This is a genomic window from Rathayibacter iranicus NCPPB 2253 = VKM Ac-1602 (assembly GCF_003149025.1).
Classification (GTDB): domain Bacteria; phylum Actinomycetota; class Actinomycetes; order Actinomycetales; family Microbacteriaceae; genus Rathayibacter; species Rathayibacter iranicus.
Genome location: NZ_QGDV01000019.1, coordinates 37,869 through 56,156, shown reverse-complemented (window position 1 = coordinate 56,156; position 18,288 = coordinate 37,869). Strand labels below are relative to the sequence as shown.

Genomic DNA, 18,288 nt, shown 5'->3' with positions numbered 1-18,288 from the left:
AACAACGCGACTAGTTTTGAACGGCTGTCGGAGATTCAAAACGAGATTCTGAGCTTCAGCATGGAGCAAGTCGGTGATAAAGTCGACAAATTCTACGTGCAAGGTAAAATCACGGACGACAGTTATGGAAATATCACAGGCGTCCAGGGTAGCCTCAGGACTGTTATTGTTGGCGGTCGCGTCCTCGACGTCTCTGCTGTCCTGGATAAGACCGGTTTTTATGAAAATTTCGATTTTGTCAGGCCGCGAATCATGGAGTTGCACGACATCCTCCGGACCGTGCAGGGTAAATCCCCAGTGCGGTTTCGCTGGGCGGTTGACACCAAATCGGGCACTGTGGAGAGTGATTGGACATACTACGACGATTTGACCGCTGAGGAGAAGAAAGACAACTTCTGGAGGCACTGGAAGGGTGACGAAGCTTGGACGGCGCAGCTTGAGGCTGAGCTAGCCGGCGAGTAAGGCCACCGAATGCACCCGGCACGAACCAACAGCACGTGTATGAAACGAATGCTGACGGTCTGATCGAGCGGGTCATCGTCGAGAACCTCCATCTGAAGCCCACCGGCCGCCCTCGCTTCAAGCATGAGCGGAACACGCCAGGTAAGCTCCCCACGGGCGACGCGGGTCACCTGATCGCGGATGTCTTCGACGGCAGCCCAGAACTCGACAACCGCCTCAGCCAAGCAACAGCAGTCAACCGCGGCGCGGGCTCGAAATGGACGGAAATGGAACGCTCTAGGCGAAAAGCACTGACGAAAGAACCACCCAGCGCTGTCACCGACATTGACATCAAGGTTTTGTACGACAGAAGCAAACGACCCACGGGCTTCGACGTTCAATACAAAATCGACGGCGAACCGGTGACCCGCGATTTCTCAAATACTATACCCGAGACCGACTGAAGTAGAAAACGATGCCCAACGAGACCAGTTTTGAACGACTGTCGAAGATCCAGGACGAGAACATGGGCTTCACTCTGGAGCAAGTTGGCGACAAGGAGGCTTATGCAAAATTCGATTGATCGAGATGGATTCGCGCGTGTCGGTCACGGATAACACCGGCTGGTCCGCTGTGCTTGAAGAGCAACATCTGACAGACACTCTTCGCAAGGGAACCAGCCGGTGCGCACACAGACTACTACGGGAATGACGGCCGAGCACTACGCGATCCTCGCCGAACGGATCGAGAACGAGTTCACGTGGCGTCGGCGTCGAGGACGGCCACGCACACTCTCGCTCGCGGGGGCACTGCAGATCACTCTTCTCTATTATCGCCAGAATGTCACCGAGCAGTTGATCGCTGATGTGATCGGTGTCAGTCAGTCGACCGTGTCACGAACGATCGCGGTGGTTGAGGCGATGCTCAACGTCGTTGTCGACGACGAGCAGCCGGACGTCGAGGCCGCGCTCCGCGGGACGACGGCCGTCATCGACGGCACCCTCCTCCCGTGCTGGTCCTGGGCAGACGCGCCCGAACTGTACTCCGGGAAACACAAGACCACAGGGCACAACTGCCAAGTCCTCGCCGACCTCTCCGGCCGGTTGATCCACATCTCGGATCCCATCGCGGGCAAGCACCACGATGCCCACGCTTTTCGAGAAACCGGGTTAGCCGACATCCTCAACCTCTCGAACACGCTGGCCGACAAAGGCTACCAAGGCACCGGAATGGTCACACCGATAAAAAAGAGACTAGGCGAAGAACATCTTCCAGATCACGCGAAACAACACAATCGCTTCGTGAACACCCACCGATACGTCATCGAGAGAACAATTGCGAACATCAAAACCTGGCGCATATTCCACACAGACTACAGGCGACCACTACACACCTTCCACGACGCCTTCAACGCCGTCCGCTGCCTCATCTTCTTCACTCAACAAGAAGCCAATTTTGCATAAGCCTCAAGGTCGACAAGTTTTACGTTCAAGGCAAGATTACGGACGACAGTCAAGGGAATATTACCAGTTCCGAAGGCAATCTTCGGAATGTCGTAATGGGTGGGCGCGTGTTCGGCGTCTCGACCGTTTTGGATGACGCCGGGTTCGCTGAGAGTGTCGCTTTCGTCAGACCGCGAATCGTTGAGTTGCATGACATCCTCCGTAATTTGCAGGGTAAGTCTCCGGTGCGTTTTCTCTGGGCGGTCGACACCACGACAGGTCAGGTTGAGAGCGACTGGACGTACTACGACGATTTGTCGGATGAGGAAAAGAAAGATGGCTTCTGGGAGAACTGGGAAGGTGACTTCGCGTGGAAAGCGCAGCTTGAGGCTGAGCTAGTTGGCGAGTAAGGCCAAACCGGTCGGACCCTGACTGCCGTCGTGCGCCGACAGAGCTGCCCTGGCGGGTCGCGGAGACCTCCGCGGGGACCGATTCCGCGGTACCTCCGCGAGCGGTCAACCACCTCGCCGGAACCGCTCGACACCCCGCCGCGCATAGCGGAGGCGTGAGCACATCTCCCCACCTCGAAGGTACCGCCTGGCATGGCGCCCAGCTGGTGGTGGTCGACCCCGACAAGCTCCGCCGCATCCGCCGCCGGCAGCTGAGTCACAGCGTCGCGGAGAACTTCCTTAAGTGCCCCGCATCGGCTGTCGGGGACACGCTCATCCCTCGACCGTCGGACCCGTTCGCACCAAATGAGGTGGGCGTCGGTGCGCACTCGGCTCTCGAGTTCGTCTACGAGCACGAGCCGTCCGAACGAAGCCAGGACCTCGCGAGGGAACGGGTCGTCGAACTCGCCGCCGAGGAGTGGACCATCGAACGCATCCACGACCCGCGCGGCGATGTCAGGCCCGTCATCATCAAGGCTCTGACCAAACCCGATGGGACCGTCAACCTCGACGACACCGCTGCGCTCGAGCGCGTCAACGAAGAGATGAAGGTCACATGGACCGGTCGCGTCACCGCCCTTGCCCTCGGTGACTGGGACATCGAGGACCCGACGGTCGTGGATGTGCACTCCATTGAACTCGACATCCAGAACGTGGTCATCAACGGGGTCCCCGCGCGGGCGTTCGTCGATCGCGTCGACCGGGTGCCCCGGCTTGACGGGTCGGGGACCGCGCTGGCCGTGCGGGACTACAAGAGCGGTGCCTACAAGCCCCACAACCCGCGCTTCGGGGACGCGAACGGAGACCAGCAGCGCCGGTACGCGGCGCTGGTCGCCGAACTAGACGGAGAGTTCCCTGTCGACGCGCGTCTGCTGTACATCGGCGCCGGCAAGTCCCGCGTCATCGACCTCAGCCCGGGGCCGATGGCTCAGGCACTTGCGTCGTTCAAAGAGGCGTGGAACACCATGAACGACTCCGCCGACGCGGGTGCGTTTGATGCGACCCCGTCGAACCTCTGCGGGTGGTGCCCCCTGGTGAACTCGTGCCCGATCCCAAAGCTCACCTCGGACAAGGCGAAGGCGCACGCGGAGACACTGCCGTCGAAGGTCGCGCTTGGCATCCCCGTCGTCTCCGTGCGACCGGCCGCTGCGCCTGCCCTGGCCCCGGCCGCAGCCAAGGGCCGGGCGCGGGCGCCCGGTGCCGAACACCTCCCGAACGCCCCGCGCATAGAGGCAGGAGAACACTTCACCCCTCCCGAGAAGGCGCCCAGCATGACGAACGACACGACCCCGACCCTGGCCAAGTACCCGGCCTCCGAGTATGCCGCGATGGCGGCGTTCAGTCTCGTGGACACTGCGACCGAGCACCTCGACGAGCGCGGCCAGGCGCTCACGCCGACGACCATGAGTGCCTTCGCGCAGACCCTCGCCCACGTCCTCACCGACACCGAGCAGACCCTTTTCGACGCGGTCGGCTGGGAGTTCGGTCGCCACGCGCGTCTCGGCTTCGCTCTGGCGAGCAACCTCCGCCTGCGTCCTGCCCCGTTCGGGCAGGACGCTGCGGACTGGGCGGCGTGGGTCACCCTGCAGAAGAACCTGCTGCAGGCGAAGACATCCATCGCGCTCGGCCTCCTGGACTACCAGGCGTTCCCCGTGGACGCGTTCGCGGTCTTCATCCCCGCGGCTCCCGCTGCCGTCGCCGCCGCCTGATCTGACACGAAATGGATCGAGATACGACACCATGAGCACTCCCGAGCGCAACGAGATCATCTTCGCCGCCCACCGAGCGGCAGGACCGGGCGCCACCCTCGAGAGCGTCGCGGCGCAGACCCGGCTCCTCCTCGACTGCTTCGCCGAAGGGTCTCCTGTCCTGGCAGAGTTCGACAAGGAGGCGATCCGCGCCGAGGCGACGACGAAGACCACGACGTTCTACGGAACGCTGCTGTTCGTCGACAAGGAGATCACGTCCACGCGCGGCGTCATGTTCTTGAAGACTCGCCCCAGCGACCACCACCCGAACGGTAAGGAGCTCGTGCGCACGGACCGGACTGACACCGTCGAGGGCCAGGAGGTCGCTAAGAAGGCGCAGACCCTCGTTGGCCATCGGGTTGCGGTGACCATGCGCATCGAGAAGGCCGTCATCGCCGGTAAGAACCGCACCGTCCGGGTCGTCCACGCGATCGTATCCAACGGCGTCGATCCGGCGTTCAACCCGGCCGACCCGAGCTACCAGCCCGACTACGAGGACCTGAAGCTGGACAAGATGGCGTCGCGCCTGCCGAGGCCGGGGCCGCCGCTGGCCGCTCTTCCCGGCGCAGCCGCGTAGCAGCCCCACCGCCGCACCTTCCCGAGAGAGCCGGACGTTCTCGCGTCCGGCTCTTTCGGTGCGCACCGCGCCGCTACGTTCGCCTCAGACGATTGGACGTCACCGTCGTGCAAGCGGCGCCTCCGAGCTGTCAAACGTTTCCTCGGGCCGTCTGGCCCTCCTTTCATACGCGCAGTCGTCCTCGGCGTGGCATCCGTGCTTGCAATGCTCGAGCGTTGCTACTGCCGCCTCCAAGCGCAGATGCGGGAGCGTCGTCAGGACGACGTCACCCCACCGGCAACCAAACCGGTTCTCACGCCCCAGACGGGCTGGGACGGACTCGCGGACGTCGACACTCGGCTGCCCGGAGGAATGGGCGCCCCGGAGCTGGTCGTGCGGCTCGTCGTGGCTGTGCTGGCGGTGCTCCCAGGGATTCTGTCCAACCTGGACGCGATGGCCCGGGTCTGACGCCACTGCGGCCGTCAATAGGCTCATGGCTCAGAGACGGATCAGCGTCATCGCTGCCGCCGCCATGACCATCCCCGCCCTGCAACTGACCCGCTGCAGCGCGCAGCCGCGTTCGTGCACGATCCCAAAGGCACCGCCGGCGGCGAATGTGACGACTTCAGCGAGGTCGGCGAGGAGATGACCGACGATGCCCTAACTCAGAAACGGGCGCAGACCGGCGGCCAGGACGCCCTCGTCGGCGCTCACAGGCTCGCAACGTCGATCGACGACACCGACCGTGTACGAGGAGCCCCTCGGCGGGACGTGGGGTCAGAGCTAGCCGAACACCGTCGGCAGGGCCGCCGCTCCAGCGAGCGCGATGCCGGCGACCGCGTAGACGGCGACGGGCACCATCAGCAGCCACTCTCGCCAGGAGCCGGCGTTCCCAAGCGCGGGAAGGGCAAAGTAGCCGCCTCGGGTCCAGAGCGAACCGAGCAGGGGAGTCTGCGCCCACGCCTTTGGCGCCTTCGGCTTGAGTGGCCAAGCCAGCGGCAGGCCGCCCGTGGTGAGGAAGTCGCCGGCGAGGTGGACGATCCAGCCGACGGCGACGCACAACGGCAGCCACGACCACTGACCGGGCGCGAGCCATGTGATGAGCGCAGCGAGGGCGACGCCGACAGTCCACCCGAGCGGCCACCGCTTCGTGATGCGGAGCACCTTGACGGCAAACGCGAGCAACGCGGCGGCGACAGCGCCGGCGACGACGGTGAAGGCGGGGCCGTTGTCGATGTCCAGCCACCCGGAGCCGGTCAGCCACAGCGCCCCGAACAGCACCGCGACCGCTGAGATGCCGGAGTGCGTGCCGTGCCGGTGGCCGCCGCTGAGCGCGCCGACGGCGGCGGTAGCGAGCTTCGCGGCGCCGGGCACCGAGTGTGCGATCGTCGCGTTGTGGTGGTCGGCGTCGGGCAGGAGCGCAGCTCCCGCGCAGACGACGGCGCCGAGCGCGACCGCCGCCGGTTCCAGCGGGTGCCAGGCGAATGCAGGCAGCTGCGCTGCGGTGGACGTGACAGCGACCCACGCCGCGGCGCCGGTGAGTGCGTGGGAGGTTCCCATCATGGGGTGGTGCCTTTCGAGTGGTCAGTCGAAGCTGACAGCCGGAGCGGTGACGGTGGGGATGGTTGGGGTGCGGAACAGGTCGAGGTCGACGACGGGCGCCTGGACCGCGGGAGGGGCGGTGTCGAAGTCGACGACGGGCTGGTCGAGCGCCGGTGCGGTCTGGGCGGCGCTGGCAGGCTCCGGGTCCTGCCCGTCGAAGAACGCCGCCAGGCGTTCCACGTCCGAGGAGGTGAGCCCGTCCTCGGGGGTAATGAGCGCGACTCGCGCTCCCGACTGGCGGGCGACGTCCGCGATGAGGTCGCCACGGCTGATGCCGAGGTCGTCGAGCGTGCCGAGGTGGTCGTCGGCGACAGCGAAGGAGGTCACCTGTGGGTGCTCGCGGAGGAACCGGGCGACGGCGCCGACCTTCCACCAGCCGAGGTCTTCGTCGGCGTCGTTCCTGGTGAGCGAATGCGCTGGCTGGCCCAGCGGCTCGTTGAGCGCGGGCCCCGCCTCGGCCTCCCAGTCGCTCAGCCACACGACCGTCGCGGGCAGATCGCCGAGACGGCCGAGCATCGTGTCGGAGATCCAGGCGGCCCCGCCAGGCACGTCGGCGATCGTTCGGAAGTCGTGCCAGTCGTCGCTGCGCACGATCGGCGAGACCGTTCGGTCGACGTCGAGGAACAGCACGCGATCGCCGTAGCTTCGCGGTCCGGCCGGCGGCTTGCCCCCCGCTGCAGCCGGTGGGGCTTCGACGGTGTCGGGCATGTCGATGGCGTCGATGTCGAACTCGAGCGGCTCGTCGTCGAAGGCGATCGTGTCGGTGTCGAACGTCGAGGCCTCAATCGTCGCTCCGGGAGCGTCACCGTCGTCCGCCAGGAACGCATCGGCCGGCACGTCCGGCTCGGACGTCTTATCGGACGTCCCGTCAGCGGCGTCGGCAGGGAGCGCGTCGAAGTCGATTCCGAGCCCGTCGTCATCGCCGCCGCCGAAGTCGAAGCTCAGGTCGAGCTCGCCCATGTCGATGACGGTATCGTCGTGCGGCGCCTCGGTGTCGTCGATGATCTCGCCGAACACGGGACCGCCGCCGGTCGTCGGCAGGTACGGTGCGAGATCTGCCTTCTTGCTCGGGTCCAGCGGCGCTCGGACGGCCGTGATGTGGGAGACCATCGACTCGACGTGGTTGTTGTCATACCAGGCCTGGACTGCGAACGGTTTCGACTTGGACGACTCGTAGATGCCGCGACCAGTGGGGACGACCTCGCCCAGATCCGGCGCCTCGGTAGGAGCCTTCAACGCTGACATCAGCGAGCCGAAGGACGCCTTGCCGAGAATCAGCGACGACATGTTGTTCTTTAGGCTCGTGCCGCCGGGGATGGCTTTGAGCGTCTCCGCTTTGAGCTCCTGCGCGGCGAGGATGAGGGTGAACCCGGTGGACCGGGCCTCCCGCACCGTGCGGGCAGCCTTCGCGCCGATGTTCTTCTTCGCGTCGTTGATGCTCGAGAGCACCTCGTAGTCGCGGAGTTCGTCCTCGGTCGCGTCGGCACCTGGCTTGCGCAGCGTCTCCGCCGCCATGAGCGAGGTGAACTCGTCGATGATGACCATGACGTGCGCGGGACGAACGTCCTCCGGGAGGTCGCGGTAGGAGGCGACGCCGTACCGTCCGTTGAGCTGTCGGCGCCGGTCGACTTCGGCGAAAATGAGGTTCATCATTGCGCTGGTCGATCCTTCGTCGATAGCGATTGCGCGCATCCACGGCTCGCCGTAGCGAAAGTCCGCGGCGAGCTTCATCGGGTCTGCGAGGAAGACCTCCCAGCCGCGCAGGAGGGCGAGGGTGAGTAGCACCTGTAGCGCTGCCGACTTTCCGCTACCTGTGCCCCCAAGCACAAGCAAGTGAGGATCGGCCATGATGTCGATCTCGACGGGTGCCCCTTCGACGTTCGTCGCGAACGGCAGGGCCTTGCTCGCAGCGACCGCGTCCCAGTTGAACCGGGCGGGGAACGGCATCGGGTTGAACTCGCAGACCAGCAGCGTGAACGAGCTAGGGGTGCTCCCGGCACGCACCTCGATGTATTCGTTGCCGGTGAGGCCAACGAGCTTGGACACCGCCTCCTTGACTTCGCCGCGGTTCACTCCGCGGGGGAGGCTGAACTCGAGGACCTGGACCTTGTCGTTGGAGGGCAGCACCCCGGACTTGAGCAGCTTCGGCGCCGTGCCGTCGACCTTCGAGGCGACTTTCGCGTCGAGGAACGCCTGCTCCCAGTCGAGCGAGATTGTCTTGTCCCGGTTCTGGGTGCTGTTGGACCGGCCCGTGCGGGCGAACACGACCGTCGGGAACTTCGGGCTCGCGCCCGCGTAGATGGCGACACCGTCCTCGATCTCGGTGAGGCGGAGCCAGTCGCAGCCAAGGGACATCCGGATCTTCTCCTGCGCGAGCTTCACCGCGGCGGAGGTGACCCCGCCGTACAGGCGGAGGTTGATCTGCCAGATGTGGCCGATGCTGTCGTCCCGGTCGGTGAGCGGCCGGACGCTGGACACCTCCGGGCGCACGAGCTTCGCCGCGTCGAAGGCGTCGTTGATGGCGCCGGCGAGGGCCCACCTCGTCGCGAAAGATGATCCGCCCGGGTTGATGTTCGCCGGGTTCGACGGCACCTGCCCGTTGGACCAGATGACGCTGAGGCCCTGCGTGTGCCGTTCGCCCTCGCGGTACCCGGCAACGACGAATCCCGTGACGGTGACGAACGGTGCGGCGGCGAGCGTGGTTGCCAGCTTCTTCCGCATCTCCTGGCCGAAGAACGCTGTCGGGTCGAGCCCCTGCTTCACCATGAACGGCTGGCAGTGGATCACCGTGCCGTCGGCGAGAGCGGCTTCCTTGTAGACGGCGTGCTGAATGACTGGCGGCTTCTCGCCCAGCTTCAACGCGTCCGCCCACCGCTGCCCCCACCGGGCGGTGACCTCCAGCTGCTCCATGTGCGCGAGCAGACCCGGGTCCCTGAGCGTTGTCGTCGGAGCCTTCACCGCGCCGAGGTACAGCGTCGCAATCCCGTCCGGGTCGTCGACGTAGGCCTCGGTCTGCAGAACCGCGCTGACAGTGCCGCGCACCGCGCTGAGGGAGTTGGCCGCGGTTCCGTCGGGGCTGACCCACACGCTCGCCCAAGCGGCGGTCGGCTGGCTGCCCTCTTGCCGGAAGATCGGGTCCACGCCGAGGAGGATCGGCTGCCACTGCTTCGCTTCGAGGACCGCGTTGTAGACGACCGTCTCAAGGAACAGTGCGAGTTCGTCCCGGTCGACGTTCGGGTCCGTGGCGTCCGGGAGCGTCGACTGCTGCCATGTGATGACCCGGAACCGCAGTGGGTGCCGGGAGCCTTCGATGGGTTGCCCGTCACCGTCGATGTCGGGGGCGGGCAGCATCGCGAAGCGGACGCCGGAGCCCATCATCGGCATCAGCTTCTGGTGAAGCGCGATCGCCCCTGCCGCACCGAGCGTGCCGGGCGCCTCGAACGTGTCGACGGTAGTGCACGCTTCACCGACTCGCGTGTGTGAGATGAGGTACGGGGCGGGAGAGAGTTTTAGGCCAGCCCAACGCGGCTTCCATGCGGCGCGCGCCGCCTTTGTTTGCCGCCACGAGGTGAGCGCCTCCCGACGCACCAGCAGGTGCAGGAACCCAGCGGCGATCGCGGCGGTGACGCCGACGCCGAGCAGCCAGTCCGGTGCGAACAGCCAGGCGACTCCGGCGAGATGCAGGTTGATGAGCAACCCCGCGGTGAGCGCGGCTGCCCCGACGAGAGCGCCGATCGCGGGGACCGCGGCCGCCCACCCGCCCTCGCGAAGGCGGCGGGCGAGCACACTGATGCGGACGCCGTCGGATGGGTCGTCAGCGTCGATGTGCCGACGCATCGACATGTCCACCTGCGTGACGAGCACGTACGCGGCGGCGGTGTTCGCCCACGCCCAGTTGAGCCCGAGCGCATCCGTCGGGAGCGTGAACGCGGCGGCGGCCGCACCGTAGGCGGCGACAGTGACGAACCGGGTGGGTAGCACCAGCCAGGCGACGGCGGTCACAGTGGCGAGCACGTAGACCAGCGGTCGCACCTTCGACAGCGCCGCTGCCGCGCGCGGGGACCGGCCGATGAGGGCGAGGGCCGGGCCCTGCGGGTTCGTAGACGGCAGCCATTCCCGCAGCTGACGCGGCGCGTTTGGTAGCCAGTCGATGCCGGGGAGGATGAGCTTCCAGCGCAGCTCGGACCACATCCGATGCTGCTGCATCTTCCGCGCCTCGCCGGGTCCGTTGACAGTCGGTGTGCCGTTCGTGTCCTTCTGGCCAGTGAACAGTGGCGCGACGGTGAAGAACGCAGAGACCACCACCCCGACCCACAGGGCGACGACGCCCGGGTAGCGAAGGGCGGCGACGACTGTCGCGACAATGACGGCGATGACGAGGACGTACGGGGTCAGCGAGGCGGGCGGCTGCTGGGTGCGTGCGTGAGGCATGGCGCGTTCCTTGCGGTCAGGAGTTGATTAGCGGGACCAGGGCGGTGACCACGTGCGGGTCGGCGGGACGGCTGCCGACGATGCGGGTGACGGAGCGTTCGAACGCGGGCCCGGACACGGCGCGAGCGCCCGGGGACCGGAGGAACCACAGCCGCTGCGCGGTCCGGTCGTTCGACGGCCAGATGATGAGCGTCGGGGCGCCGAGACGAGCGCGTGGGGCGTCCCGTTCGAGATGACGGTTGAGAGCTGACACGGCGGCGGGAACGGTCCGCTTGTCGGCGGGCGCGAAAAGCTCGAGCCCTCGTCGAGTGACGCCGTCGAACGTCCAGTAGAAGCCGGGCGCCCACACCTTCGTGTCGAGGATCGTGACCGTTCTGCCGGAGATGACGACGTGGTCGATGTTTGCGGTGAAGCTGGGGAGGGGGATGCGCAGATCGTGGATGACGGTCGGGCCGCCCGGCCGGAGAGCGAGGGCGTTCAGGATGCGGGCGGTGCGCTCTTCGCCGCGCTGGCCGACCTTCGCGACGCTGGCGTTCGCGGCCCAACTCGCGTTGGTGAGACTCGCGCCGGTGCGGCCGAGAATCTGCCCGGGCGCGGTCACGATGGCACCGCGGAGATGATGAATCCGACGATGACGACGATGATGATGATGCCGGCGGTGATGAGCCCGCGAGTGGTGGTGAAGAACGCGATGATGTCGTCGCGCTGCTCGTTCGGTCGAGGGCCGGAGGGCTTGTTGTCTGCCATATCCAGTACCCTGCGGCGGGGGTTTCGGTGGCCCGAAGATGGTCAGCGGGGCCGACTGAAGACCATGCGTTTCACCGGCCGGGTTGGGCCGACAGCGCCGCGCGCCGCTCCGAGGGTGCCGCGCCTGGTGCCGTCGTCGGTGACGCTGGCGATGCGGGGAAGTTCGGCGATGCCCTTGCGTTGGAACACGCGCCGCCAGAGTTCCGGCGGTGTGCCGGTTCGCTGCCAACGGGGAACGCTGCGCAGTCCCGCCAGGTTGTCGAGGAGCGCGAGCGGTCGCGCCGTATCGGCCGGACGGTACGGCACAGCGACAGGGTCGAGGAGGTCGCACGCTTCCCACGGCTCATCGAACGCCCCGGTTGGCCGGTCAGCGCGTAGGTTCACGAACCCTCGCGTCGCGTTGTGCCCGGCGGGGAACCAGTCTGACCAGCTGACGATGAACATGCGCGACGCGGTCAGGTCGTCCCGACGGCCCGGGAAGATGCGGGCGGCTCGTGCAAGATGTGTGCGCAGGTTCCGCGCCAAGCTCGTCGCCTTGCCGGTCATCTCCGGGCGTCCCGCGATGACGAACAGCACCACGAGTCCGGAATCGGCGGTGGACCGGTCGGCGAGGACCGCGGCCCACTTCGCCATCTTCTGCTCCATCGACCCATTCGCCGATGCGGTCAACTCCACGGCGATGCGCAGACCGTCCGCACGGACGATGGTCATGTCCGCGGTCTGCTGACTCTGAACGTGCCGGGGCGGCACTCCCCAGCCTCGGTACGCGAGGTCGTTCACGGCGGAGAGCTTCTCGCCGAGGACGGCTGCGACTCGGCAGAACTCCGCGACACGCAGGCCGAGCTCGGCGGCGAGCACGTTGTGCCGGTCGTACTGGCGGCTGAACTCGAAACCGGTGCCGCCGGTGACGGACACCCACTCCGGGTAGGTGAGTGCCTGCTCGAACCGTTCGACGGCGGCGCTAGGTTTCGCGGGGCGCAGGAGCGTGCCGCGATTGAACTTCGCTCCCGCGCGGAGCGCGTCATGGTAGATCCCGATCTCGAGGAGCCGGGCGGCAAACAGGTCGGAGATGCTGCGGTGCCGGCCGGACGCGAGCGCGTGCTCGCCGGTCAGCGCCGCGAGCTGCTCCGCGGTCAGCGTCCGCCACGCGTCGAGGGCGCCGAGGACGTTCAACTTCTGGTTCCAGGCGACGCCGGCGTCCAGCCGTTCCCAAGCCTCGCCCGGGTCTGTGCGCAGATGCGGCGGCAGCCGCGCGAAGTCCGCCTCCTCCGCCCGGTCCGCACGTTCGCGCGACACCCAGGAGGCGGCGGACCCGTCACCCCACATGCCGCCGTGGAACGGGTCAAGACGCAGGGCCGCACGGACGGGCGACAGGGGGATGCGGGACGCGAGAGCGTCGAACGGGATCACGCCGTGAACCCCTGACGGGCCGCGAAACCCGGGCCGCGCAGCGCACCGAAGTTGGGGATGTCGACGGTGAACGCGCCTTGGGCGGTCTGCTCCACCTTCGTCTTCACGATCGCCTGGTAGCGGGGGAGACCGGACACGTCAGCCGGCTCCCAGTCGGAACCGTCGATGATGAGGCGCTTCACGAGCGTGGCGACGATCTCCGGGTTCGACTGGGCGTACGCGATAAGCGTCCCGAACCCCATGACCGCGTCACGGACCGCCTGCTCCAACTGCTCCGGGTACTGGGTCGCGAAGACCGCGCGGACACCGAAGGACCTCGCGTCGTTCCGGATCCACGCGACGACGTCGGCAGAGGTTCCCGCAATCTGCTTGAGCTCGTCTGCGTAGATGGACAGCACCTTGCCCTGCTCGAACCAGCCGACACAGTGGCGTTTGATCGACTCGTGCAGCGTGTACATGATCAGAGACGACATCTGCGCGGCGATCTCGTCATCCATCGAGTCACCCGACGGTGCGACGCCGGTGTTGATGATGACGCAGTGGTGCTCGGTGATGAGCCTGGACCAGGCGACCTTCTGCGGCCGGGCCCACCACGTCTCCGCGGCCATGAGCGCGGCGACCTTCGTCCGCGGCGCCTTCAACAGCTGGCTCCGCTGGGCCTGCGTGACCTTCGGGTCGTACGCGGGAGCGAGCCCCTCTACAGCGTCGTAGAGGTCGTTGCCGGGCTCCGCTTTCGAGCGGAGCATCTTCTCCCTCAGCGCGACGGCCAGCTCGATGCCGAGCTCGATGCCGCGATTGGCCAGGAGGACGTTCGCGTAGTAGAACGGCGACGCGTCAGCGGCGATGCCGGGCACCTGACTTGCGACGTCGGGGGTGACAACGAGCGCTGCTGCGAGCAGGCGTCGGAGCGTGTCGAACGACTCCGGTCCAATGCTCGTCTCCCCGTACACGTACTTTAGTGCGGCGACGATGTGCCGAGCTTGAGCTTCTACGGTTCGGCCTTCGGCGGGGAACAGATCGATGCCGATGGGGGAGGTGCGGTCGGCGACGTCGAAGCGGACGTATCGGGAGTCTGCGGCGTCGCTCCACGCGGCGTACTCCCTCGCGGAGATGCCGTCGCCTTTCGTGTCCAGGGAAATCATCGTGTGGTTCGCGCCGACGCTGCCGTGCACCGGCGACGGGTGCGCTTTGTCCAGCGCCGCATACCCCCACAGCGCCTGCAGCAGCGCGGACTTTCCGGAGCCCGCCTCGCCGAGGCAGATGATGCCCTGCCACGCGTCGACGGTGCTGAGGTATACGGGCTGGCCGTCGTTCACGCCGATGTCGGGACCGATGCGTTCGCGCAACGAGGCAGGGGCGACGCGCGTGCGAGTGGACGCGACACCGGATTGCGCGCCGGAGTGCGGCGCGGCGATCGACAGCGGCAGGATCGCGCCGACGAGGAACGCGGTCGAGTGCAGCGGGTAGTCACCGTCGGTCGCCTGAACCGGCTGGCCTTTCGCGTCGATGCCGGCCGCGCGCGGCGGGGTGGGACGGATGAGCTTGCGGCGAGGCGTTGGGACGAGACCGGTCGCCAGGTAGTCGCGGGTCCAGGAGAGTCGGGAGCGGACGTGGCCGGAGAGGATGAGCCCGCCTACGACGGCACACACCCCGCCGACACCGATGGCGACCCCGCCCCACGGGTCCAGCTCGAGCGTGTTCGCGACGAAGCCGGCCCCGGCCGCGAAGACGGCGGCGAGGAAGAACGGTGCGGCGCTCGACGTCGCGGTGAGCACCGGCTCCTTCGTGCGCAGATCGAAGCCGGGCAGCGACGAGCTCACCCGGCGGAGCAGGTTTCGGGCGCCGTCCTTGTCGTGCGCGCCTACCCACATGCACGCGACCACCGAGTTCGTCGTCACGGAGTGGTGGACGCCGGACGCCGCGCGAGCTCCGCGCCAGGTCGCGTGCCAGTTCCGTTCGCTGCGGGAGGGCTCCCGGACCGACATGCCGACCCACTCGCCGTCGCGGAGGGTGCCCGCGATCGCGTCGACGACGGTCGTGATCTCCGCGCCCGCCTGCGTGTTCACGCCGATGCCGCTGCCGCGTTTGAACGACAGCCGGCCGACGACTCGCGCGGCCGCGAGGTCCGGCGGGTCGGCCTTCTCCGAGTGGGCAGACACCGCGTGAGCGATGCCGAAAGCGGTCTGCTTCACAGCGCCGTCCTCGGGGGAGACGAAGTAGTGGGCGAGCCCGCCGTCCTCGCGGACGGTGACGAAGGTCGCCCCGGCGACGACCGTGCGCAACGCGCTGCCGGCCTTGGCGACGAGAGTGGCCGGGTTCGGGTCGATCGCGGAGGCCTTCGTGAAGCGGAAAGCGGTGGTGGAAGTCGATCGCAAGCTCATGCCGAGTACCCTGCGGCGGGCCGAAACAAGCCTGGGGCGAATCACGCCCCGAAACCGCGACGGCGTGGTGCCGGCAGCGAGCGTTAACCGCCCATCCGAGCCCCGCCAGCGCCCCGCCCCCGCCATCTACCTCAGCCTTATGCTCCGCAGGCCCCGCTGATGGTCTCCACATCGGGCGCACTTCGTGCACCACGGTCACCTCGCATCCGCTCCGTCACCGTCTCGATGTTCCGCCGCTGCCTTGTCCGCGTCCGCTCCCTGGTAGCGCTCCGCTCCGACGACGCAGGGTCTGTCCCGTCGCTGGCGTCGCTGCTCGCTCTTTTGCGCTTCGCGCGTCGTGGTCGTTTCTCGTCGTCGGTTCTCGGTCGTTGCTCGTGGGCCTTCCGCTGTTTTGGGTGTCGTCTGGTGTGGCATGGTCCATGTTGTCTGCTCTTCGTTGTTGAGGGAGGGTCCGGTTCCCGGGTTGGTTTTGCCTTGTCTTTCGCGGGTCAGCTCTCTGTCCCGTTTCGCCGCGTCCTGTCTCGTCTCGTCCGTCTCGTGCTCTCCTGCGACGTGACGTGCGCTGACGACGTCGGGGGTGGTGCGCGGAGCGCTTCGCGCGTCCCGTTCCCGTTCCCGGGTGACCTGCCGGGGTGTCTGCTGATGTGATGCGTGACGGTCCGGGCTGCTGCGTCGCGGACGAGACGACGTAACGCCGCAAGGCCGGGAACGGGAGGCGACCCGGGGGACGGTGGGTGGTGCGCGCAGCGCTGAACGAGATGGTGCGTCACGGGACGAGAGGGCACAGGCCGGGACACGGGGCGCAGGGACCGAACCGACGGGCATCTGCGGGACCGGGAGGGAACAGGGCAACGGAATCCGGATGCGCGCAGCGCCGAACACCACGAACCGGAACGGGGACAGACCGGACAGGGAGCGCAGCGACCGGTGGAGCGAAGCGACGCCGAAGGACGGGACAGCAGAGGACACAGGAGCGGATGGAGGATGCCCGAAGCGCGGGAAGGTCACGGTCACGGCGTGCGCCGTCGTCACTCGGCCAGCGCACCTGAACGGCGCGCTGGCAGTGACGACGGCGCACCCTTCTCGAGACGTCGACAGGAAGGGGATGCCCGCGCAGCCGAGTCGGAGCGGGGAGAACGGATCGGGAGGGGAGCTTGCGACCCGACGCGAGCGACGTAGGAGCAAGCTTTTCACCTCGGTCCTCTTGCCTCTTTTTGCTCTCGGTTCGGCCTGGCTGGGCGGTCGGCTACCGCCGGCTGACCCGGGCTGCGCCGGGGGCGGTTGCGCTATCGCGCTGTCTCTTCGCCGACGGCGGGGCGAGGGTTCAGCGTGGCTTGGTCATCCGGCCGATGGGGAGGATCCGGATTGAGTGGCGGGTGAGGTCGCGGGTGTCGCAGGGTCGGATCGGGCTGCTGGGCGTGTGTGCAGGACCCGTCAGTCGACGTCGAATGCTTCGTCGCCTGTGTCGGCTATCCGGAGGGTGGGTGTGGGTTCGGGAAATTGGTCGTGTGTGCTGATGTGCTGGTCGGCGTCATCGTCGTCGGGACTGCGGGCGGGGGACGACTTCCATTACCTTCGCTGGGTGACGGCGTTCGGCTGTGATCGATCGGATGTGGGTGGTGGCTACGACGGTCGGGCTACCGTCCGCTGTGTCTGCGCCCGCGCATAGTGCGATCGAGATTGCCGCGCATGGCGGCCGCCCCGAGGGCGAGGACGATTGATGAAGGCGCTGGCGCGACTCTGCGAGAACGCAGTCGCGAACCCGCCGGACGTCGTCCTGACGGACGAGCGCGTTGTGCCCATCGAGAACGGCTTCGAGTGCAGGCGACGGAGGAGTATGTCGTTGAGGTGTGGAAGATGTTTTTCAACTGGCGGCTGGCTGGTCGTGATGCCGCCGGATCAGCGAGTGGAGGTCACCCATGGGTTCGGCTATTTCGGGAGAGGGCTGGCGAGTCTTGCTTGCGTTGTCGCTGCCGGGTTGCGTTGGACTGATCCGATGACAACTCGCCCGGAGGGCTTCGACAAGCAGGCGTTCTAGTGGAGCGTCGGCGGTTGGCCACAGTGTGGGGGATCATTGATTTGGCGTCAGCGCCGGTCGTCGAGACGTTGTGGCGCTCGACCGGCGTGGTCTTAGGTGGAGTGACCAGCGACCGAAGGAGATCAAAGTGGCTAACTCGACTGCATCGCAATGCCCGACGTGGTGCGTGGGCCGGCATGAACCGGATGCGCGTCCTGACGATGCTGTCATTCACTACAACGAGCCGACTCTGACGCGCATCGAGCGCCGCGACGCGGTCGAGGTTGGGCATAAACGGGCCTTCCGTCAGAGCGATTGTGAAGTGTCGATCGGTCTCACGCAGCGTGATGGGGACCCGGCGCCGAGCGTCTTCATTGAGGGGCTGGTCGGGCGGGTGTTGCTGCTCGCTCCGGCGGGTGCAGATCAGCTTCAGTCGGCCCTCAGTGAACTTTTGGCTGTCGCCCGCGCCTGAGGTGGTTAGGCCGTCTGGGGCGCGAAGGAGCCTGTCACGTAGGCCGACCGTCGGGGGTTCGCGGACGGGGCGCGTGCGGATGCTTGTAATCCCGTGAAAGCTCGCGGGAGGTTCGCGATCGGTGCTGGCCGGCTGGCGGATCGCCGCGCACGTGAAGTCGTTCCACCGCTGCCGGTTGTTCCAGACGATGCTGCGGGAACGACCCCGGCGCCTGGTCGTGAGCAGTCACGGTGAGCGCCTGATGACGATGGCGATGATGCCCGCGTACATTGCCGATATGAGTGACTGGAACAGCAACGATCATCCTCGAGGCCATCACGCGAATCCCGGTGGGTTCAGCGGGAAGGCACATTCTGATCCGGAAGGGATGCTCGTCTCTGAGAGAGCTGGCCGATCGCACGATAATCCAGTCCTATGCATGCTCCGCGACACGGCGCGCCTGCTCGGTAAACCGCAGTCGGTCGTCGCGAGCAACTGGCTCCGGAGCCCGGCCATGACGACCTTCCGGGCGGATCAGTCGACTGGCGTCAGCTTGGATGAGTTCGAGAGCGCGATGAGCCTCTTGCGTCGCCTCGCGTCCGTCCGGTAGGTG

The 18,288-nt window shown here is 66.9% G+C and carries 15 protein-coding genes; 9 read left to right on the top strand and 6 right to left on the bottom strand.

Annotation, left to right across the window (positions count from 1 at the left end; genetic code table 11):
- From B0H03_RS16750 to B0H03_RS14585, 7 genes are all read left to right on the top strand, one after another.
- A partial coding sequence (locus tag B0H03_RS16750; RefSeq protein WP_165827991.1) for a hypothetical protein occupies positions 1-462 on the top strand: 462 nt, incomplete at its 5' end.
- 35 nt (positions 463-497) lie between these two features.
- On the top strand, positions 498-905 hold the full coding sequence (locus B0H03_RS14610) for a DNA/RNA non-specific endonuclease (RefSeq protein ID WP_104354100.1): 408 nt from the start codon (positions 498-500) through the stop codon (positions 903-905).
- Positions 906-1,124: 219 nt separating this feature from the next.
- Positions 1,125-1,904, top strand: a complete 780-nt coding sequence (locus B0H03_RS14605) for a transposase family protein (protein ID WP_127843873.1) — start codon at positions 1,125-1,127, stop codon at positions 1,902-1,904.
- A gap of 95 nt (positions 1,905-1,999) precedes the next feature.
- On the top strand, positions 2,000-2,293 hold the full coding sequence (locus B0H03_RS14600) for a hypothetical protein (protein ID WP_104354102.1): 294 nt from the start codon (positions 2,000-2,002) through the stop codon (positions 2,291-2,293).
- A gap of 155 nt (positions 2,294-2,448) precedes the next feature.
- On the top strand, positions 2,449-4,041 hold the full coding sequence (locus B0H03_RS14595; protein WP_104354103.1) for a RecB family exonuclease: 1,593 nt from the start codon (positions 2,449-2,451) through the stop codon (positions 4,039-4,041).
- A gap of 31 nt (positions 4,042-4,072) precedes the next feature.
- Complete coding sequence (locus B0H03_RS14590) at positions 4,073-4,657, top strand: hypothetical protein (protein ID WP_104354104.1); 585 nt, start codon at positions 4,073-4,075, stop codon at positions 4,655-4,657.
- 195 nt (positions 4,658-4,852) lie between these two features.
- The gene (locus B0H03_RS14585) at positions 4,853-5,104 is read left to right on the top strand and encodes a hypothetical protein (RefSeq protein ID WP_127843874.1); all 252 of its coding nucleotides are present in this window, start codon (positions 4,853-4,855) and stop codon (positions 5,102-5,104) included.
- Positions 5,105-5,419: 315 nt separating this feature from the next.
- Here the strand turns inward: B0H03_RS14585 and B0H03_RS14580 are convergent, their stop codons facing one another.
- The 6 genes from B0H03_RS14580 to B0H03_RS14555 are packed head-to-tail and all read right to left on the bottom strand — an operon-like array spanning position 5,420 to position 15,207.
- Positions 5,420-6,199, bottom strand: coding sequence for a metal-dependent hydrolase (locus B0H03_RS14580; protein ID WP_104354106.1), 780 nt, complete (start codon positions 6,197-6,199; stop codon positions 5,420-5,422).
- Between the two features lie 21 nt (positions 6,200-6,220).
- On the bottom strand, positions 6,221-10,669 hold the full coding sequence (locus tag B0H03_RS14575) for a type IV secretory system conjugative DNA transfer family protein (protein ID WP_104354107.1): 4,449 nt from the start codon (positions 10,667-10,669) through the stop codon (positions 6,221-6,223).
- Between the two features lie 16 nt (positions 10,670-10,685).
- Positions 10,686-11,270 (bottom strand): nuclease-related domain-containing protein, encoded by a 585-nt coding sequence (locus B0H03_RS16745; protein WP_160487411.1) that lies wholly within the window; start codon positions 11,268-11,270, stop codon positions 10,686-10,688.
- Positions 11,267-11,416, bottom strand: coding sequence for a hypothetical protein (locus tag B0H03_RS16740; RefSeq protein ID WP_160487410.1), 150 nt, complete (start codon positions 11,414-11,416; stop codon positions 11,267-11,269). Before B0H03_RS16740 ends, B0H03_RS16745 begins: the two co-directional genes overlap by 4 nt.
- Before the next feature lie 42 nt (positions 11,417-11,458).
- Positions 11,459-12,826: a hypothetical protein gene (locus B0H03_RS16735; RefSeq protein ID WP_160487409.1), complete on the bottom strand. Its 1,368-nt coding sequence runs from the start codon at positions 12,824-12,826 to the stop codon at positions 11,459-11,461.
- Positions 12,823-15,207, bottom strand: coding sequence for a type IV secretory system conjugative DNA transfer family protein (locus B0H03_RS14555; RefSeq protein ID WP_104354109.1), 2,385 nt, complete (start codon positions 15,205-15,207; stop codon positions 12,823-12,825). Before B0H03_RS14555 ends, B0H03_RS16735 begins: the two co-directional genes overlap by 4 nt.
- A 2,165-nt stretch (positions 15,208-17,372) precedes the next feature.
- Between B0H03_RS14555 and B0H03_RS14545 the strand changes: the two genes are divergently transcribed.
- Both B0H03_RS14545 and B0H03_RS14540 read left to right on the top strand, forming a co-directional pair.
- Positions 17,373-17,696, top strand: coding sequence for a DUF6907 domain-containing protein (locus tag B0H03_RS14545; protein ID WP_127843875.1), 324 nt, complete (start codon positions 17,373-17,375; stop codon positions 17,694-17,696).
- Positions 17,697-17,817: 121 nt separating this feature from the next.
- Complete coding sequence (locus B0H03_RS14540) at positions 17,818-18,285, top strand: hypothetical protein (RefSeq protein ID WP_104354112.1); 468 nt, start codon at positions 17,818-17,820, stop codon at positions 18,283-18,285.
- Positions 18,286-18,288: the final 3 nt, after the last annotated feature.